General features: G+C 38.5%; 16 protein-coding genes. 1 reads left to right on the forward strand and 15 read right to left on the reverse strand.

Annotation, left to right across the window (positions count from 1 at the left end; genetic code table 11):
* Positions 1 to 4: 4 nt before the first annotated feature.
* From N0B48_RS01815 to N0B48_RS01855, 9 genes are all read right to left on the reverse strand, one after another.
* A complete protein-coding gene (locus tag N0B48_RS01815; RefSeq protein ID WP_259836197.1) occupies positions 5 to 970 on the reverse strand; it encodes a pepsin/retropepsin-like aspartic protease family protein in 966 nt (321 codons plus the stop codon).
* Positions 971 to 1,349: 379 nt separating this feature from the next.
* On the reverse strand, positions 1,350 to 2,879 hold the full coding sequence (gene guaA, locus N0B48_RS01820) for a glutamine-hydrolyzing GMP synthase (RefSeq protein ID WP_259836200.1): 1,530 nt from the start codon (positions 2,877 to 2,879) through the stop codon (positions 1,350 to 1,352).
* A 168-nt stretch (positions 2,880 to 3,047) separates the two neighbouring features.
* Entirely contained in the window at positions 3,048 to 4,286 is a 1,239-nt protein-coding gene (gene purD / locus N0B48_RS01825; RefSeq protein WP_223607544.1) for a phosphoribosylamine--glycine ligase, read from the reverse strand.
* Between the two features lie 88 nt (positions 4,287 to 4,374).
* Positions 4,375 to 5,892: a bifunctional phosphoribosylaminoimidazolecarboxamide formyltransferase/IMP cyclohydrolase gene (gene purH, locus N0B48_RS01830; protein WP_259836204.1), complete on the reverse strand. Its 1,518-nt coding sequence runs from the start codon at positions 5,890 to 5,892 to the stop codon at positions 4,375 to 4,377.
* Between the two features lie 293 nt (positions 5,893 to 6,185).
* Complete coding sequence (gene purN, locus N0B48_RS01835; RefSeq protein ID WP_259836206.1) at positions 6,186 to 6,749, reverse strand: phosphoribosylglycinamide formyltransferase; 564 nt, start codon at positions 6,747 to 6,749, stop codon at positions 6,186 to 6,188.
* Positions 6,750 to 6,826: 77 nt separating this feature from the next.
* On the reverse strand, positions 6,827 to 7,819 hold the full coding sequence (gene purM, locus N0B48_RS01840; protein WP_259836207.1) for a phosphoribosylformylglycinamidine cyclo-ligase: 993 nt from the start codon (positions 7,817 to 7,819) through the stop codon (positions 6,827 to 6,829).
* A gap of 310 nt (positions 7,820 to 8,129) precedes the next feature.
* Positions 8,130 to 8,681: an NADPH-dependent FMN reductase gene (locus N0B48_RS01845; protein WP_259836209.1), complete on the reverse strand. Its 552-nt coding sequence runs from the start codon at positions 8,679 to 8,681 to the stop codon at positions 8,130 to 8,132.
* A 31-nt stretch (positions 8,682 to 8,712) separates the two neighbouring features.
* Positions 8,713 to 9,441: a pirin family protein gene (locus N0B48_RS01850; protein ID WP_259836211.1), complete on the reverse strand. Its 729-nt coding sequence runs from the start codon at positions 9,439 to 9,441 to the stop codon at positions 8,713 to 8,715.
* Positions 9,442 to 9,869: 428 nt separating this feature from the next.
* Complete coding sequence (locus tag N0B48_RS01855) at positions 9,870 to 10,250, reverse strand: winged helix-turn-helix transcriptional regulator (RefSeq protein ID WP_259836214.1); 381 nt, start codon at positions 10,248 to 10,250, stop codon at positions 9,870 to 9,872.
* A 93-nt stretch (positions 10,251 to 10,343) separates the two neighbouring features.
* Here N0B48_RS01855 and N0B48_RS01860 point away from each other — a divergent pair, with 93 nt between their 5' ends.
* Entirely contained in the window at positions 10,344 to 10,943 is a 600-nt protein-coding gene (locus tag N0B48_RS01860; protein ID WP_259836216.1) for an FMN-dependent NADH-azoreductase, read from the forward strand.
* Between the two features lie 496 nt (positions 10,944 to 11,439).
* On the opposite strand, the gene N0B48_RS01865 is transcribed toward N0B48_RS01860, so the two are convergent.
* The 6 genes from N0B48_RS01865 to N0B48_RS01890 all read right to left on the reverse strand — a co-directional run bounded on the left by N0B48_RS01865 (position 11,440) and on the right by N0B48_RS01890 (position 20,370).
* Complete coding sequence (locus N0B48_RS01865; RefSeq protein WP_259836218.1) at positions 11,440 to 12,846, reverse strand: MFS transporter; 1,407 nt, start codon at positions 12,844 to 12,846, stop codon at positions 11,440 to 11,442.
* Complete coding sequence (locus tag N0B48_RS01870) at positions 12,846 to 13,367, reverse strand: nuclear transport factor 2 family protein (RefSeq protein WP_259836219.1); 522 nt, start codon at positions 13,365 to 13,367, stop codon at positions 12,846 to 12,848. The genes N0B48_RS01865 and N0B48_RS01870 overlap by 1 nt, the downstream gene beginning before the upstream one ends.
* A gap of 12 nt (positions 13,368 to 13,379) precedes the next feature.
* On the reverse strand, positions 13,380 to 15,242 hold the full coding sequence (locus tag N0B48_RS01875) for an alpha-amylase family glycosyl hydrolase (RefSeq protein WP_259836221.1): 1,863 nt from the start codon (positions 15,240 to 15,242) through the stop codon (positions 13,380 to 13,382).
* Between the two features lie 167 nt (positions 15,243 to 15,409).
* Positions 15,410 to 17,566 (reverse strand): glycoside hydrolase family 97 protein, encoded by a 2,157-nt coding sequence (locus N0B48_RS01880; protein ID WP_259836223.1) that lies wholly within the window; start codon positions 17,564 to 17,566, stop codon positions 15,410 to 15,412.
* A 106-nt stretch (positions 17,567 to 17,672) separates the two neighbouring features.
* Positions 17,673 to 18,752, reverse strand: coding sequence for a SusE domain-containing protein (locus N0B48_RS01885; protein ID WP_259836225.1), 1,080 nt, complete (start codon positions 18,750 to 18,752; stop codon positions 17,673 to 17,675).
* 16 nt (positions 18,753 to 18,768) lie between these two features.
* Complete coding sequence (locus tag N0B48_RS01890) at positions 18,769 to 20,370, reverse strand: RagB/SusD family nutrient uptake outer membrane protein (protein WP_259836228.1); 1,602 nt, start codon at positions 20,368 to 20,370, stop codon at positions 18,769 to 18,771.
* Between the last annotated feature and the right edge of the window lies 1 nt (position 20,371).

Here is a 20,371-nt window from a genome sequence, read left to right on the forward strand (position 1 = left end):
TAAATTAGTTCACTACCCCAAATTTTTTATTTTTAAAATCAAGGACGACAATATTATTGACAAAAAATGCATTTCCTGTTAGGCCATCAACTTGCTCAGCTTTATTGAATTCCTGAAGTCTTTTGTTATCATTATACCAGGCATAATCATTTTCCAGTTTTCTTTTTCCAAGGTATACTTTTTCTTTAATCGGTCTGCCATAGAACTTTACTTTCTCACCCCATGAATTGGCTATAATTGTATCTGTTTTGGCGGTTTGATCAACCAGTGAAGTCCAGAGTTCTTTATTGGTATTGATCGGAAATAAGCTGGCTCCGGTATCGAACAGAAACCAATGGGTTTTGCCTGCAATAGTCAATGGAATATGGAGTCTGCCATTATTGGATTTGGCATCTACAAACGTGGCCACTTTTTTCCAATGACTGTCCAAAGAATCAAGCACACACATTCTTTTGTTAGGATAATCAATGATCAGGATTTTATTGTTAAACATATCTGCTCCTAAAGTTCCGATATGTTTTGGTTTCTTCGTAAATAAGGAATCTTTGACAATTTTATCCCCGTAATCCGCTTTATACACCAGATTATCTTTTGACAGTTTTCCTAAATGATAGATTAGTCCTTTTGTTTTGTACACATTTTTCCCTCCGTTATCCGTAGATTTCGAGCTTTCTATGATGAAGTTTTTGATGTCACTTTCTTTGTAATAGCTGTCTATTGTATTTCCGTAAATCAGAGTTGCATCGCTTCCAAGGTCGAATTGTAGAGTAAAATCTGCATTTAAATCATTCACTTTCACCGGAACGAGCATGGCTACTTTATCAAAATTCTTTCCTGAAATTTTTGCAGCATACCATGAAAATGGGAACCATGAATAGCTGTCGGCAGAAGAAATGTTTTTATTTGCAGCTGTGCAGCTAGTCAAAGCCCAGCTAAGGCCGATCATTATAAGCAGATGTTTTATTTTCATTTTCCGGAATATGAGTTTGGGCATTAAATGTATAATAATTCTGAGGATAAACAGTTTTTAATTTATTTTTCAATTACATTCTGAAAATCAATATTTTAAAACATAAAATAATATATATCAAGGAAGATTGTACTTTTAAAAAAATCATTCACTATTACTGAAAATTAATAAATCAACTTACACACTTCGACTTCGCTCAGTGTGACATTGCTAATAAGAGGCTGCTTTAGGAACTTTGTCAGTCTGAGCGCAGTCGAAGACTTTTTTACAATATCACTCCTACATGAACAACAAATAGGAATATCATTTAATACGAACAAAAAATCCTGCTTATAAAGATATAAACAGGATTTTTTTATTTTAAAGAAGTAGAGTAAGATTACTCCCACTCAATCGTTGCAGGTGGCTTGCTTGAAATATCGTAAGCTACTCTGTTGATTCCTCTTACTTCGTTGATGATTCTGCTGGATACCGTATCCAAAAACTCGTAGGGAAGTCTGCTCCACGTTGCCGTCATAAAGTCGATGGTGTTGGCAGAACGAACTACAGCAGTGTATTCATACGTTCTCTCGTCTCCCATTACTCCTACTGATTTTACAGGAAGAAGCACTACGAAAGCCTGAGATACTTTTTCGTAAAGATCGTTTTTGTATAATTCCTCAATGAAAATATCATCAGCTTCCTGAAGAATTTTCACTTTTTCAGCGTCTACAGCTCCTAATATTCTGATTCCTAATCCAGGACCCGGGAAAGGGTGTCTGTGTACCAAATGATGCGGAATACCTAACTCCTCACCTACTTTTCTTACTTCATCCTTGAAAAGCTCTCTTAGTGGCTCTAACAATTCGAATTCCATATCTTCAGGAAGTCCTCCTACATTGTGGTGAGACTTGATCACTGCAGATGGTCCGTTTACAGACTGGCTTTCAATAACATCAGGATAAATAGTTCCCTGAGCTAAGAATTTAGCACCCTCAATTTTATGGGATTCTTCATCAAAAACGTGAATAAATTCGTTTCCGATGATCTTTCTTTTCTGTTCCGGATCGTCTACTCCGGCCAGTTTTGAAAGGAATCTTTCTTTAGCATCAACCATTTTAATGTTCATATGGAAGTGCTCTCCATAGTTGTCCATTACTTTCTGGCCTTCTTCTTTTCTCAATAAACCTGTATCCACGAAGATACATGTCAGCTGATCACCGATCGCTTTGTGAATTAAAACCGCTGCTACAGAAGAATCAACTCCTCCTGAAAGACCAAGGATCACTCTGCTGTCTCCTACTTTTTCACGGATTTCTTCAACTGTTTTTTCGATATAGTTCGTCAGTTTCCAGTTTTTCTCAGCATCACAGATAGCAAAAACAAAGTTTTCAAGCATCTTTCCACCTTCTTCTGTGTGAGAAACTTCCGGGTGGAACTGTACGCAGTAGATTTTTCTGTCTTCATTTGAAATAGAAGCAATTACCCCTGATTTTGCGTTTAATTCAAAACCTGCCGGCAGTTCTCCTACTTCGTCAAAGTGACTCATCCATACGATAGAATTCTGAGTAACTCCTTTCAGCAAAGCATTTTCTTTGATGATATCCAGGTGCGCTTTTCCGTACTCTCCTTTTTCCCCTTTGTTTACTTTTCCGCCTAAAAGGTGAGCGGTAAGCTGCATTCCGTAACAAATTCCCAACACAGGAATTCCTTGTTCATACAGTTCTTTTTCTACCAGGTGAGCATTTTCTGCATTCACAGAACTTGGTCCTCCGGAAAGGATGATTCCTTTTGGCTGTTTTGCTAAAATATCCTGTAAAGGTGTATTGAAAGGGAGGATTTCAGAATATACGCCCATCTCACGGATTCTTCTTCCGATAAGCTGGTTGTACTGTGATCCGAAATCTAATATGATAATACCGTTGTTCATTTTATGTTATAAATGATAATTGATGATTGATTAATGATGAGAGCTTTTGGCCAATAGCTTTTGGCTTCTTGCTCTTAAAAGCTATAGGCTTTGTATCGCCTACTACTCTTTTAACTTTGTTACAAAAAAAGACTTGGAAACGTTCCAAATCTTTTTTCGTGATTTATTTTAAAACTTTCCGATGTCTTCTCTGTAGAATCCGTAATCGAAATGAATGTGGGCTGCATCTTCATATACTTTTTTGCGGGCATCGTCGTAAGTAGCTCCGGTAGCCACCACGTTCAGAACTCGTCCGCCGTTGGAAACCACTTTGTCGCCTTTTCTTACGGCACCTGCATAAAGAAGCTTAGAATGTTTCAGTTTGTCTTCTCCTACAATTTCGTACCCTGTTTCGATGTTTCTTGGGTAACCTCCTGAACACATTACAAGACATACTGCTTTTTCGTCTTTAAACTTAAGCTCGATATCTTTTCCATCCATACAATCCTGGATCACATCAAGAAGATTGTTTTCCATAAGTGCCATTAACACTTGAGTTTCCGGATCTCCAAATCTCATGTTGTACTCAAGAAGGTAAGTTCCGTTTTTAGTCACCATTAATCCGAAGAAAATGATTCCTTTAAAGCTGAATCCTTCTCCTTTAAGACCGTTAATGGTAGTTTCTAAGATATTTTTTTCAAAATCAGCGTAGTGCTCCTGCGTAAAATCAGGGCTTGGCGCTACAGATCCCATACCACCGGTATTTGGTCCTGTGTCACCGTTTCCAGCTTTTTTGTAATCTTTTGCAGCGATACATGGGAAAATCTTTTCACCGTTTGAGAATGCAATGATTGAAGCTTCAAAACCTTCTAAATATTCTTCAATAACCAGACGGATTCCGGCATCTCCATAAATTCTTCTGATCATGAAGTCGTGGATTGTAGCTTCAGCTTCTTCAAGATTGTCACAGATGACAACTCCTTTTCCACCTGCCAATCCACTAGCCTTAACCACTAAAGGATACTGCTGTGTCTGAACATATTCTTTAGCATCATTGTATGAATCAAATACTACAGCCTTAGCCGTTTTGATATCATAGGTCTGCATAAATTTCTTAGAGAAAGCTTTACTTCCTTCCAGACTTGCTACTTTTTGGTTCGGACCGAAAACTTTAAGATCATGCTTTTTGAATTCATCCTTCAACCCCGCTACAAGAGGAGCCTCAGGACCTACGATGGTAAGATCTACCTTCTCTTTAATTGCGAAATCTCTCAGTTCTTTAATCTCTGATAAATGAACGTTTTTTCCTATTACATCGGTGGTAGCATTACCGTTAGCAAAAAACATTTTAGAAATTCTTGGGTCATTCTGAAGCTTTGCTGCTAAAGCAGATTCTCTACCGCCTTCACCTATGATTAATATTCTCATACTTTATTTATTATCTAGTCTAATTTACAAATATATAATTTTGAATGCTATAAAAACCATCCCAAATTATTTTTTAATTCTATTTTAATTAGTGTAAAAAGTGTCTAACACCGGTAAACATCATTGGAATACCGTGCTCATTGGCAGCTTCAATACTGTCCTGATCTTTTACACTTCCGCCTGGCTGAATGATGGCTTTGATACCTTCCTTGGCGCAGAAATCCACTACATCACGGAAAGGGAAAAATGCGTCAGAAGCTAAAACAAGATCTCCTGAGAATTTCTCTTTTGCTCTTTCAATAGCCTGTTCAGTAGCCCAGATTCTGTTGACCTGTCCGCCACCGATTCCGAAAGCCTGAATACCATTGGAAACAACGATAGCATTTGATTTTACATACTTCACTACTCTCTGAGAGAAAAGAAGGGCCTTTTTCTGCTCTTCTGAAGGCTGTACATCCGTTACTACTTTGATATCGTCTGAGAAGTGAGAGTCGTTATCCTGAACCAGGATTCCTCCGTCAATTTTCACCCACGTTTGCTTGTCAGAAACCGGGTTAACGATTTTTATAATTCTAAGGTTTTTCTTTTTTCTTAAAACTTCAAGAGCCGCTTCATCAAAGTCCGGAGCCATTACGATCTCAAGGAACGTTTTGTTCAGTTCTTCAGCTGTTGCTGCATCGATCTTGTAGTTCATTGCAACAATTCCGCCAAAAATAGAAATCGGGTCACATTCGAAAGTTTTCTGATACGTTTCCAATGCAGAAGTTCCGATTGCTACTCCACAAGGCGTAGAGTGCTTCACAGCGCAACATGCCATTTCTTCTTTGAACTCAGTGACTACTTTCCAACAAAGGTCCATATCACGAAGGTTGTTGAAAGAAAGTTCTTTACCACCAAGCTGTTCGAAATCTTTCATCGCACCGTTCTCAAACGTAGAAACGTAGTAAGCTGCGGTTTGGTGAGGGTTTTCTCCATATCTTAAATCGGATGCTTTTTTGTAAGAAGCATTAAGATAAGCAGGATATTCTTCATCTAAAAGCATTCTTGAAATAGCCCCGTCATAAGCTGAAGTAAGGTTGAATACTTTTCCGGCCAGCTTTTTACGTGTTTCGATGTAGGTATCACCGTTCTGTTCCATTTCCAGTTTTACCGTTGCATAATCTTCCACATCGGTAATTACGGTAACAGAATCGAAATTCTTAGCCGCAGAACGAAGCATTGAAGGACCTCCGATATCGATAAATTCTACTTTCTCATGTAAAGAAATGTCTTTGTTTACATTTTCAAAGAAAGGATAAAGGTTTACGATCACCATGTCGATCAGGTCAATTCCGTGTTCCTGAACGGTTTTCATGTGCTCTTCATTGGAACGAACTGCTAAAAGACCTCCGTGAACTTTCGGGTGAAGGGTTTTCACTCTTCCATCCAGCATTTCAGGGAAATTGGTTACCTCATCGATCTGAATCGGATTTAAACCAGCGTCTTTCAAATGCTTGAACGTTCCTCCCGTAGAAATCAACTCATAATTCTGGGCTTCCAAGAACTGGGCGAATTCGATCAATCCGCTTTTGTCAGAAACACTGATTAAAACTCTCTTTTTACTCATTTTTACTTTTGATTTTTTTCGCATAGGATTTCATCCTATGTTTGTTTAAACCGTCCCGGGGATTTTTTAAAACATAGGATAAAAATCCTATGCTTGGCTAAATCGTCCCTTCGGGACTTTTGCTTTCAATTTTTACTTTTTACAGCTATTTCAAACTGTTGCCCGGTCTTTCACCCCCGGACTTACTTTTATTTACTTAGATTTCTTTTTTAATGTAACAATGGATCAGTCTAACAATGTAACAATGAATTCAATTGGTATACTGGTACATTGTTATATTGGTACATTGTTATTTAATTTCCTAAAACCTTATTGATTGCCTTTGGAAATATCTCATATTCAATATGATGTACTTTTTCTGCAACGGTTTCAGGAGTGTCTTCACCTGTCACTTCAAATGATTTCTGAAGAATAGCTTCCCCTTCATCGATTCCCGGAGTTACAAAATGTACGGTAGCTCCGCTTTCCTTTTCTTTAGCTTCAATAACCGCATGGTGAACATGCATTCCCCACATTCCTTTTCCTCCGAATTTCGGAAGCAGTGCCGGGTGGATATTGATGATCTTTCCGGTCCAGTTTTCACAGAATTCAGGTTTTAAAATGGAGAGGAATCCCGCCAATACAATAAGATCTGTATCTTTTGGAATTACATTCGCCAATTCACTACTAAAATTCTTTCCTCTTGGGATCAGAATATGGTCTATGTTATGATTTTTTGCTCTTTCAAGTCCGTAGCATTCTCTATCTGCCACTACCAGAGATACTTTTGCATTCTGGATTTCTCCGCTGTCAATGGTATCTATGATTCTCTGCAGATTGGTGCCGGAACCTGAAACGAGTATAACGATGTTTTTCATGTTTCTTAATGTAACAATGGATCAGTCTAGCAATGTAACAATGAATTCAATTGGTACACTGGTACATTGTTATATTGTTATATTGTTAAACTAATTTTCTCGGTTCCTTCTGTGATCTCTCCGATTTCGTAAGCATCATCTAAAAGGTGCAATACTTTTTCAGCGTGTTCAGCATCAGCAACGATGATCATTCCTACTCCCATATTGAAAGTTCCGAACATTTCTTCACGGGATACACCTCCTCTTTTTTCCAATTCAAGCATTACACTAGGAATTTTGATTGTGGCAGCATCGATAGAAGCACAAAGTCCTTCAGGAATAATTCTTGGTACATTTTCATAAAGACCACCTCCTGTAATGTGAGCAATACCGGAAACTTTAACTTCCTCCAATACTCTGTGGATGTCTTTATAATATAGTCTTGTTGGTACTAATAACGTTTCAAATAAAGGTTTTCCTTCAAATTCTTCTTCGAAGTTTGGGAATACTTTTCTTACCAATGAAAACCCGTTGGAGTGGAATCCTGAGCTAGGAAGGGCAATGATTTTATTTCCTGCCTTGATCGTAGAACCGTCAATGATCTGATCTTTTTCAACGATTCCTACACAGAATCCTGCAACATCATAATCTCCCGGCTGATACATTCCCGGCATTTCAGCAGTTTCACCACCAATCAATGCACAGTTGTTGTCCTTACATGCTTTTACCATTCCAAGAACGATCTCAGCGGCAATTTCGGAATCCAGCTTTCCACAAGCCAGATAATCTAAGAAAAATAATGGTTTTGCACCGTGGCAAAGAATATCATTGGCACACATGGCGAAACAGTCGATACCGATAGAATCGTATTGTTTGGTATCCAAAGCTACTTTAAGCTTCGTTCCTACACCGTCTGTTCCTGAAACCAGCACAGGATTTTTATATCCTCCGATCTCATAGAAAGCTCCAAAACTTCCCAAATGGTTCAATACATTTGAGTTGTGGGTCTCGCCTACTGCCTTTTTGATCTTGTCAACGGTTTTGTACCCTTCTTCTTTGTCTACGCCTGCTGATTTGTAAGTGTTGCTCATGTTTAATAATTTTATTAATGTAGCAATGTATCAGTTTAACAATGTAACAATCATTTTGTTTCGGAAACCAAAAAACTGGTATATTGATACATTGGTATATTGGTACATTTTTATTTCTATAATTACTTTTTATTCAGATTTTAGAAAATAAAAAAGCCGACAATCTTGGTAGATTATCGGCCGTTATTTTATCTCAGAATTTCAGAGCCCACAGTTTTCCCTTTCTCTGAGAAACATTCTTTAAAAGTGGTCTGAATTTTCATCTTATTTCTTTTTGCAAAAATAGTAATTTTAAATTAATATTCAAATTCTATTTTTCAAGGATGGTTTCAATGGCTGCAATCTTCTTAATTTTCTCTTTTAATTCGCTGTCTTTCTCGCCGTTAGAAATTTTCTGTTCAGCTTTGTCAAAGTTATCATTAAAGAAAGGAAGTGAGAAAGTTTCTACAATATTTCCTCCGTGGAAAGGGAAACGCTTCGATGCAGCTTCTAAAACACCTGCTCCACCTCTTCCTCCGGGAGATGTAGACATCAATAACATGGGTACTTCATTCCATACCGTTCTGTCTTTGATTCTCGATACCCAGTCGAACACATTTTTGAAGGCTGTAGAGTACGTTCCGTTGTGCTCAGGTAGTGAAACCAAAAGGAGATTGGCTCCGTCGATTTTTGATGCAAAATCATGCGCTTCCTGAGGAACTCCGCCTGCTAGTTCTCTTTCGTGCTTATAAATTGGCATTTCAAAAGGATTCAGGTCTACGACTTCTACGTCTGCATTCTCAAATAAGGATGATGCATAGGCTACTAACTGTCTGTTCATTGAAGCATCCGAATTGCTTCCTGCTATTGCTAAAACTTTCATTTATTGTTTATCTGTTTAATGTTTCTGATTATTATTTCAAATAAGCCGGTAAGTCCATGGGTACTTCCATTAATAAGATCTCAGCATCTTCTACGGCCTCGATATTAAAACTCTGAGTATCCCAGATTCCCAATCCGTCTCTTTCGCTCAAAACTCTGTCTCCTACCTTAGCGCTTCCTTTTAAAACAAAGACATACACTCCGTTTCCTTTTTTGTTGAGCATATAATTTTTGCCGTTTCCTGCTTTAAAATTAGCTAAATTAAACCATGCATCCTGATGAATCCAAACGCCGTCATCATTTTTATTGGGAGATAAAATCTGCTGGAATCCATTGATCTTTTCCCCTTCTTTAATGCTTTTCTGATCATATCTCGGCTCAACATTCAATTCTTTTGGAAAAACCCAGATCTGAAGAAATTTTACGGCTTCATCTTTATTTCTATTGTATTCGCTGTGCATTACACCGGTACCTGCGCTCATTACCTGGATTTCTCCTTTTTTGATAACGGCAGTAGTTCCCATTGAATCTTTATGTTCCAGATCACCTTCCAAAGGAATTGAAATAATTTCCATATCCTTATGAGGATGTGTTCCAAATCCCATTCCCTGTGAAACGGTATCGTCGTTCAATACTCTCAGCACTCCAAAATTCGTTCTGTCCTTATTTTGATAGTTGGCAAAACTGAAAGTGTGGTAGCTGTTTAACCAGCCGTGATCTGCGTGGCCTCTTGAATCTGCTTTATGATATACTGTTTTCATACTGTGATTATTTTATGGTACAAATGTAGGATATGGAGGTGTTTGAAAGTGTTGATGTAGGTTAAGAAAGGATTTTAAGCTGTAATAGAGGTGAAAATTATAATTGTTTTGGGTAATGTTTTTTGGTTAAATGCCAAGACGCAAGTTTTTTACTCTCCGGATAGTTTTAAGGCGCGAGGGTTTTATCAATGATAAAATTGATTGGGGATATTGATTAGTTTTAAAATGTTTTTTCATGTGCCGTTGATCCGGTGGTATTTTAAGTTTTGGCTAAAGCCTTTATCTATATGTTTAATTTGAAAGCGGGCTAAAGCCCACTCCTATTGAATTTTATATTCAAATTGATCCCTATTTATTTCTGTAATGCATTATTTTTTATCTCGCGTAGATTTTGCCGATTGAGCATATTTGTCAATGTTAATAAGCATTTATTTAGCTTTTTCAGGTTTTTCAGTTTCCGTGGGGGTTCCGAAAATATGTTTACGGTGGTTTTCACCCCAGTCTTTTAAGGATTCTACAACGGGGTGTAAGGTCTTTGTGTATTGTGTAGGGCAGTATTCAATGCTTACGGGATAGGTATCTTTAACGATTCTTTCAACCAAGCCGTTTTGCTCGAGTTCTTTTAATTCTTTGGCTAAAACTTTTGAGGTCAGCTTCGGAATGCTTCTTTCAATTTCTGTAAAACGTTTGTTTCCTGCATTTAAGGAAATAATAATCTGCAATTTCCATTTGCCGTTAATAACATCTAATGTATCGCGAACTGGCTTTAATGCCTGCATACAATCTTTATGGTTGTGCTGTTTTTCCATTTTTTTCACTTTCCTTTAGGTAACTGCTATACTTTGGAAAGTAAATTTACAATAATTTTGTCATTAATAAAAACGAAAAAAATTTAAAACAAAATGGCAAATATTTTAAATATCCAAACCAGCATCAGCGGAGAAAACTCTGTAAGCAATAAGCTTTCTCAAACTGTAATTAATCAGTTACTGGATAAAAACCCAAACAGCAAAGTTACTGTTCGTGATTTAGCTTTAAACCCAATTCCACATTTGGAAATTCATCATTTCAGTGCCTCCAGAATTCCGGACGAAGAAAAGAATGATGAACAGAAGGAAGCATCAAAATATTCTGACGAATCATTAAAAGAAATTCAGGAGGCTGATATTATTGTTATTGGGGTTCCTTTTTACAACTTCACTTTTCCTTCCACTTTAAAATCATGGATCGACAGTATAGCTGTTGCCGGAAAAACATTCTCTTATGCTGACGGAACTCCAAAAGGTCTTTTACAAAACAAGAAACTATATTTAAATATCTCCGTTGGCGGAATTTATGAAAACGGACTTATTGAGAATATGGAGCATTATTTAAAAACGTTATTCGGGTTCATTGGGATTACGGATGTGGAAGTTTTCAAATCTCAGGGAATGATGGTTCCTCAGCTGAAAGATGAGAATTTCTCGAAGACCGTGGCGGAAATTGAAACGGTTTTGGCGTAAGTAAGTTTTAATTGTTAAGATAGTAAGTCCTTTTTGACTTGCAGAAGATTTAAAAAAGGCTTTCTCACTTTTGAGATGGCCTTTTTTGTCGTGATCTATTGTTTTTGTGTTTGTTGAAATACGCAATGACGTAAGGTTTTTCTATTCTTCTGTTTTAAGGCGCAAGGATTTTATCGAAGATAAAATTGATTGAGGATATAGATTAGTTTTGAAATGTATTATTTTTTGATCTCTGGTGGATGGAGCAGGTTTTTAAAATGCGGACATTTGTGTTCGTTACAAAATAGATGTGAGAATATATTGAATCAAATTACCGGGATATCTTAAATTTTGGCTAAAGCCCAGATTGGCATGGATAATATAAAAGCGGGCTAAAGCCCGCTCCTATTGAATTTTATCGTAGATAATTGATTATAATGAGATTCGATTTCTCCGCGCTTCCATCTTCCATCTTTCATCTTCCATCTTCCCGCTTCTAACTTCTAACTTCTGTCCCCTAAAAATGCACCTGCTTAATCTCACCCTCAATTTCCTTAGGCATTTCGTCTTCCGATTTTACGAAGATCATGGTGACAATGGCTCCGATGAGCATGCATACGCCGCCAACTACAATATAATCTATGGCGCGGTTTCCGAAGAAATTGCTCACAATAGGCCCCCCAAATAATCCATTGATGATCTGGGGAATAACGATGAAGAAATTGAATATTCCCATATACACGCCCATTTTTCGTTGAGGAATTACCTCAATAAGCATCGCGTAAGGCATAGCAAGGATACTTGCCCACGCAAATCCCAGTCCTATCATGGAAATCCATAAAAGATTGGTGTCTTTAATAAAATACATGGAAATAAGACCTACACCTCCACATAGAAGCGCCAGTGCGTGGGTTTGCTTCTTTCCTATCTTTTTTGCGATCGGGGTTAATAAAAATGCGAATGGTATCGCCCACAGATTGTACATTCCGAATAGTTTTCCGGTCAGATCTCCTGCATTATTGAATGCTTTGGAATGGGTATCTTCAGGGGAAAGTCCGAAATGATGAGTTGCCAGGGCACTTGTGGTGAATACCCACATGGTGAATAAGGCGAACCACGAGAAGAACTGCACGGCACCCAGTTTTTTCATTTGTAAAGGAATTCCTGTGAAATCTTTAAAAATATCCGCGAATTTTGAAGGTTCCTGCGGAGCTTCTTTTCCGTCCTCAAATGCTGCAAATTCTTCCGGAGAATACTCTTTGGTGGTAAAAATAGTATACAGTATCGTCAGTAATAATATCCCGGCTCCTACATAAAAAGAGTAAATCACATTATCGGCGACAAACCCCTCCGGCGCTTCATTGGAGACTCCCATCGAGGTCAGTATTCCCGGAATATACGATCCTACCACAGCTCCAATTCCGATCAGAATAGTCTGCACCGAAAAACCCAGAGTTCCCTGATGTTTTGGGAGCATATCTCCCACCAAAGCTCTGAATGGTTCCATGGCAACATTAACAGAAGCGTCCATCATCGCAAGAAATAAAACAGCCAGCAGTAATGCATTAGCGGCAAAAAGATGAGTGACAGTGGCGGCATTGGGAAGAAGAATCAATCCAATTGCACATAAAACAGCTCCAATTAAAAAATACGGTTTTCTTCTGCCCAAAGGACTCCAGGTATTGTCACCCATATGCCCGATGATTGGCTGCACGATAAGTCCGGTAACGGGTGCTACCAGCCAGAACCATGATAGCTCATGAACATCGGCACCTAAATTGGCCAGAATTCTGCTCGCATTTCCGTTCTGCAGCCCGAAAGCCATCTGAATACCCAAAAATCCCATACTCATGTTGATGATCTGAGGCATGGAAAGATTCGGTTTTATTCTTCCTGAAGAAGTTTTCTGTACAGAATTCATCATTATTTTTTCAATTCTTTGATTAAGACATCCTCAATGGCTGCTTTTTCTAAAACTACTTTATCCACTACATCATTGGGAACGGTTACAGAAAGAACGTACTGTTTCACTTTCCACGTTCCGTTTATTTTTTCGACAACGCCTGAACCTCTGCAGATTTTCATCTGAGTATCCAGAACCTCATCGAACCATGCTAATTTTCCGTCTTTGCTGAAATAGATATTTCTTTTAAGTGAAGTAAAATTCCAGGTTTTCTTTTTATCAAAATAAGGTTTTGCCCACACCATAAAGGCTTTCTTGTCCCAGACTTCCGTAGCATCAGTTCCGATGAATGTAGATTCATCCGCAAAATAATTGAAATAGGTATCGAAATCTGATTTTGCAGCGGCTGTATTGAAACCATCCAGCATGGTTCCTATGGCTGTTTTATCTTTGTCAAATTTGGAACTGCCGGATTGGGCATTAATTCCTATAAAACCAAGCATGAAAAGTACAAGCGTACAGATAATTGTTATTTTTTTCATTATATAATTAATTTAGTTTTGGAGTTCAATGATCAGCGGAGTTTTTGCAGGTACGGAAAGGCTGTTTTCCATAGAAAATACTTTTTCTGAAATGACATCTTTACCTTTCGTCACCCCATTCAGTGATTCTGCAAAACGTTTTAAGTCTAACGTCTGATCTTTTTCATTATTGTTGATGATTATCATTACATTTTCTTTACCATCATATCTAAAATACACAAAAATGCCGTCCTGAGGAACGTAATTTTTAGTTTTTCCGTTATGAATCACATTTTTACCTTTTCTCCAGTTCAGTAATTTCTGGGTAAACTGATAAAATTCTTTCTGCTCAGGAGTCTGTGATGAAGGATTGAACGCATTATTTGCATCCGATTTCCATCCGCCCGGAAAATCTCTCCGGATATCTGCATCACCACCTTTGGTTTTGTCTCCTCTCATGCCTATTTCTGATCCGTAGTAGATCTGTGGAATACCTCTGACAGTAGAAATTATAGCCATTGCCATTTTGTAAGCTTTCGGATCGCCATTGAAGATTTCATTCCACCTTTCGGTGTCGTGATTTTCAAAGAAAACCAGGAGATTATTAATATCCGGATACAGGAAATCACTGGTAAAAACATTATAAAGCTTGATCATTCCACTGTCCCATCCTTCTTTTTCTTTAAGGGCTTTCGGCATATCGGCGAAGAGCATAAAATCCATCACAGATGGTAAGTTTGAATTATAACCCGCAGCTTCACCCGTTTTGGAATTTTTCTGCCACGCAGAGATCTGTCCCGCAGTATACAGCCATGTTTCCCCTACAATATTGAATTTCGGATATTCGTCGGTGATGGCTTTTGCCCAAGTGGCCATAGCTTCTTTATCGTTGTAAGGATACGTATCTACGCGCAAACCTCCCAGATCGGCATATTCTATCCACCAGATTGCATTTTGGGTCAGATATTTTAAGACCAGCGGATTTTTCTGATTGACATCGGGCATTGTTGTATCGAACCAGCCATCCAAGGCATATTTTTTATCGATTTCTGAAGCGTTGGTATCAAACTGAGTCGTTGTTTTATAATTGGAACGGTAAAATCCGTTGTTCCCTTCGTCAAACCAATGGATCCAGTCTTTTGAAGGCAGATCTTTGATCATCCAGTGAGAGACGCCCCAATGATTGGTCACATAATCCATGACCAGTTTCATGTTTCTTTTGTTCAGTTTTTGTGAAAGCTCGCGGTAGTCTTCATTGGTTCCATACCGTCCATCAATTTTGTACAGATCGGTTTGGGCATATCCGTGGTAGGAATATACTTTTTCATTGTCTTCATTCACGGGTGTCAACCAGACAGACGTTGCCCCAAGGTTTTGAATATAGTCGAGATTATTGATAATTCCGCGAAGATCGCCACCATGTCTTCCGTTTGGTAAGCTGCGATCATTTTTTTCGATGAGATCGGGTCTGGAATCATTTTTTTCATCGCCGTTGGCAAAACGGTCCGGCATAATGAGATACATGACATCTTTTGAGGTAAAAGATTCACGGTTTGCAGATCCGGCGGTTCTTTGTTTAAGCTCATAATCGTAAGAGCTTATATTTTTCTTTCCTTTTTTTATATTGATTTTAAACTTCGGAACATTGATTTCATTGGTATTAACGGTAATAAAAACATAGTTTAGATTTTCAACTTTTTTTATGTCTTTAATCCGAATACCATCGGAAAGTTCAATTTCATTTTGTGCAACATCTTTTCCATACACCAGAATCTGAAGTTCAGGATTTCTCATTCCTTTCCACCAGAAGGCAGGCTCCACCTTTTCTAAAGGTTTGGTTTGAGAAAAAGCGGCAGAAGCTATTGAAAGCGCGAATACAACATAGATTTTTTTCATGATTCGAAATCAGATTTCAATTTAATATTATATTTTGAAAAACAGGGTCAATTGGGTTCAATATATCTTTTATGCAATCATTTATTTCACCTCAATAAAAAATTAATGCCCCGAATCATTTTCCTAAGATAGAATGAGCCGGGGCATAATTTTTATCAATTTACCACTTAATTGACAGGCTTAACTGAAACTGCGAAACCGCCGCTTCTTGCCATCTTGAAGTTCAATTTAGATTTGCTGGTGATCTGTTTTTTGTAGATGTTATAGCTTTGAGGATTATCGATGTAATCTGCATCTTTTCCATCTTCGTAAACGGTTATCTCATATTTTTTTCCTTTATCCAGGAAAGAGAAATCTACGGTGTATTCACGCTTATTTTCATCGGTAATACCTCCTACGAACCAGTTTTCTGTTCCTTTTGCTTTTCTGGCTGTGATCACATAATCTCCCGGTTCTGCGGAAAGAATTTTGGTATCATCCCAGTCTGCCGCAACATCCTTGATGAACTGGAAGGCATCCATATGCTTTTTGTAGTTCTCCGGAAGGTCTGCCGCCATTTGGAGAGGCATATACATCGTTACATATAAAGCAAGTTGTTTTGCCAGGGTAGTTTTAACGAAACGTGTATCACCAGGGAAATAATAATCCAGTTTGGTCTGGAAAATCCCCGGCGTATAGTCCATAGATCCACCCATCCATCTTGTGAAAGGAAGAACGGTCTGGTGATCCGGTTTGTTTCCTCCGAATGCTTCATACTCCGTTCCTCTGGCTGCTTCTGCCGAAATATAGTTCGGGTAGGTACGGCTTTCCCCTGTAGGACGCACAGATTCATGGGAATTGACCATGATTTTATACTGGTTTGCTTTTTCTGCAATTCTGTAGTAATGGTTGATTGTCCACTGCGAATAATGATGTTCTCCTCTAGGAATGATATCGCCTACATATCCTGTTTTCACAGCATCATAGCCGTATTTATTCATCAGTTCAAAGGCTTTGTCCGCCCATCTTTCGTAGTTCGTTGCAGAACCTGAAGTTTCGTGGTGCATGATCAGCTTAATCCCTTTTGAATGGGCATAATCGTTCAGCATTTTAATATCAAAATCCGGGTATGGAGTGATAAAGTCGAAAACAAATTCTTTTGAATGACCGAACCAGTCTTCCCAACCGATATTCCAACCTTCAATCAACAATCCCTGAAAACCATTTTCAGCAGCGAAATCGATGTATTCTTTAACTTTTGTAGTATTTGCAGCATGTTTTCCGTTTGGCGTAAGCTTTGAAAAATCTGTTTTATCCACATGAACATTTTCTGCGGTAGAATAAGCCCACTGGGATTTTCCGATGATCATTTCCCACCATACGCCCATATATTTTGTAGGGTGAATATAGGAAGTGTCTGTGTATTTTGTAGGTTCGTTCAGGTTAAAGATCATTTTGGATTCCATCACTTCTTCTGCTTTCGGGGAAACAATAATGGTTCTCCACGGCGTCACAGATGGGGTTTGGATATATCCTTTTGCTCCTTGTCTGTCGGCAGTAAGGTGTGTTTTGAATTTAAAATTCTGAGCGTCCACTTCAAGATGGGAAGCCGGATAGTCTAAAACGGCTGCTTCCGCGACATTCACATACAATGGCTCCTTACCTTCTTTTTTAAGCATTAACGGAGACTGAACTGCATTTTTCACCAATCTTTGTGAAGCATTGGCATCGAATGCTTTGTCCCATTTGGAAGGAATTTCAGAGATCTTTGTTTCCTGGTACTGATATTCCTGGGAATCATAATCTGCTACCATCCACCAGGCTTTCATATCCGTAGGAAAATCGATTTCAGAATCTTCTTCTCTGATCACGAAATAGTTCAGGTTTTTCTGCTGTGGGAATTCATATCTGAATCCAAGACCATCATTAAACAGTCTGAACTTTACCACGATACTTCTGCTTGTAGAAGCCTGGTCCAGCGTAACTGCCAGCTCGTTATAATGATTGATATAGTTTTTCTTTTCACCCAGAACCGGCTGCCAGGTTTCGTTTTTGGAATCACGTTTTTCATCTGTTTTTGTGAATCCGTTGTTCAGATCAAATTTAGCATCGTCCGGTTTTGCAATTTCGGACGCAAATTTGATGGCTGAGTCTTTAAATAATCTTAATCCTAACTTAGAATCTTCTACCACCACAGCTCCGTTATACTTCAGATTGTAATACGGAACTCCTTCTTTAAGCTGAAAGTTCATTTCAAACTTTCCATCCGGTGATTTCAAAGACTGTGCTTTCACCCCCACGAACATCATTGAGAGCAGCATGGCTCCAACTGTAATTTTCTTCATAATGACTATTTATAAACTTAAAAATAGATAAAGTGCTGCGGTAAAGCAACACTTTACTGTATAAATTCGTTGTAATTTACTATTAAATGTATACTTTTCAGATATTTTAGTTAATGGGAACTACTGAAAATTCACCTGTTCCATCATTAAAATAAACATCATAATGATATGTCGTACCCAAAGGAATATTAGCACCACCTATAACGGCTGTTCCGAAAAATTCCTGAGCCACCCCCCAACTTGTTGCCCAAGCATGATTGGCTCTGAACTTAAATTCTCCGGCATTCAGCATTACATTTTTCTTCACCCATACGTGGGCATCAAAGGTAGACTGTTCCATATCAAGATCGGTATTCCATGTTCCGGAAGCTGTTCCGATCATAGAAATTGAGGTATAGGTAACAGCTGGCGGCGTAACTGGAACCAATGTATAGGTTAGTGCTACCGTATTGACTGTCAATTTATAATATCCTGCAGTCGCTACTGAAATATCACCTGATCCGCCACCTGCAACCAATGTTCCTGCAGAGCCTCCCATTCCATACTGAGTATCCCAGGTTCCCGGAGTTTTAATCAGCTTAAAAGCACCTGTAGTAAAGAAGCCTGTGTAGGTATAAGAGCCTGCTGTTACTGTTTTCTGTAAAGGATAAAGTTTGGCATTGGTCGCATCATTTGTCCATCCGCCTGCAGTAGCATTACCAATCAGATACAGATCTGTGAAAGCATACACTGGTCCTTTTTGATAAGGTGTAATATTTAGATCAAGAACATTTGAATAGAAAACTGCTGCTCCTACAGATGTTTGTAATCTGGACTCAATCTGATTAACCTGACCTGTTTTCGCCCCTAAATTCAACATGAGAGCGTTTAAGCCTGCATGGGTTAAAGTTCCTGTTACTGCATTATTATCTAATGAAAAAGTAACGCTGTTTTTAAACCCGGTTCCTTTAATTCCAAATTCTATCAGCTGCGATGAAACAACAGGAATGTTGAACGAAGATTTCGTCCATGTGAAATTAAGTGCGGTTTCAGATTCTGTATCTTTGTTAAGGACCACTGTATTTTTATCAACAGTCATTTTAGATGCAGCTGTTTCATTAAGAATGGCCTGATCTTCATCTTTCTCACAAGAGATGATAAGAAACCCGATCGCCAGGACCATACATATTTTAAAAAATTTTTTCATTTTCTGTTTTTTTTAATTAATACCCAGGATTCTGGATCAGATTAGGATTCGCTACAATATCTCTGTTCGGAATAGGAAAAAGGTTTCTGAAGCTTTCTACTGCTTTACCTTCTTTAACATTTCCTTTCCAAGGCCATAAATAATCCGCTGTCGTATATCTATTGAAACGGATAAGATCTGATCTTCTGGTTGTTTCCCATGACAGTTCTCTTGCTCTTTCATCTAAAATGAAGTTCAGGTTGATAGAAGTTACGTTTCCGTTGGTATTCCCGTAAGCACGCTCTCTCAGTTGATTAACGTAAGTAACCGCAGTTGCAACACTTCCTCCGGCACCACCTCTAAGAACAGTTTCCGCATACATCAGGTAAATATCTGCCAGACGATACAAAGGAATATCGGCTTCTACCCAGTTATCATGGGCACCGGGAGTTCCGCTACTTTTAATATTTTTATACTTAATAAATGCATATCCATCGGTAAAGACACCCAGATTATTAATTTCCAGATTCTGCCCTGAAGTAAAGAACCTTCCTCTTTTATCACTTCCATCAGTAGGGAACAAGCCTACGAATGCCTTTGTCGTTCTTAAACCAGCCCATCCGCCATTGACTCCAAACTCAGAGGCCTTCATATCCCCGCCTATTGAAGCATGAACAAGATAGGTGGTTCCACCGTTGGTCTGGGTATTGATTCCGTCAAAATTTACACTTAGAATTTGCTCAGGGTTATTGATATTGTTATCCGCAAGAAATAATTCGTCATATTTTGGTTTTAGAGAATAACCTGCTGCAATCACTTTGTTACAGTACGTGATACAGTCTGTATTTCTCTGCGTTCCTGTATATACTTCTGCATTCAGATATAACTTTGCCAACAATGACCAGGCTGCAGCTTTATCTGCTCTTCCGTATTCATTTGTTTTAGGATCTTTCAGTTCACCGGCTACTGCCAGGAGTTCGGACTCAATAAAGTCAAATAATGCTTTTCTTTCTATCCTCTGTGGAGGCGTTAAAGATCCCGGTACGTAAGTTTCGTCCACAAAAGGAACATTTCCAAACATATCGATAGCGTGATAATAAGACTGTGCTCTCAGGAAGCGGGCTTCTGTTCTCATCAGCTTAGCTTGCGCAAGATTGTCACCGGTAATATTATTTTCTGCTAATTTTGCATCGGTTACATTTCTCAAAAACTCATTACAGAAAGCAATTTCCGTATACACTCTGTAGTACATCGCTGCTATAAATTCGTTGGAAGAATCCCAGGTCATTTTATGAAGTGTGTGAAGGTTTCCGTCATTCCAGCCAATGACAGCTTCATCCGTAGTCAGTACATTCAGATTGTACAGTAATCTTGTGTATTGTGAAAATCCTCCATTGATTCCGTTGATATCGCTATCCGGCTGATCACCGTCACCACTGATCTGCCCTCCCATGGCAAAGCCTCCATACAGTTTTGCAAGAATATTTTTATAGTTTGAAAAATCTTTATAAATTGTTTTTGCAGTAGCATCCGTAATAGGCTCTCTTTCCAGATCATTGACACATGACGCTGCCGTCAGTAGAAATGCAGCAGAAAGAGGCAGTACTATATTTTTAAGTTTGATTGTATTTAGTTTCATC

It is taken from the genome of Chryseobacterium herbae (assembly GCF_025154075.1).
GTDB classification, from domain to species: domain Bacteria; phylum Bacteroidota; class Bacteroidia; order Flavobacteriales; family Weeksellaceae; genus Chryseobacterium; species Chryseobacterium herbae.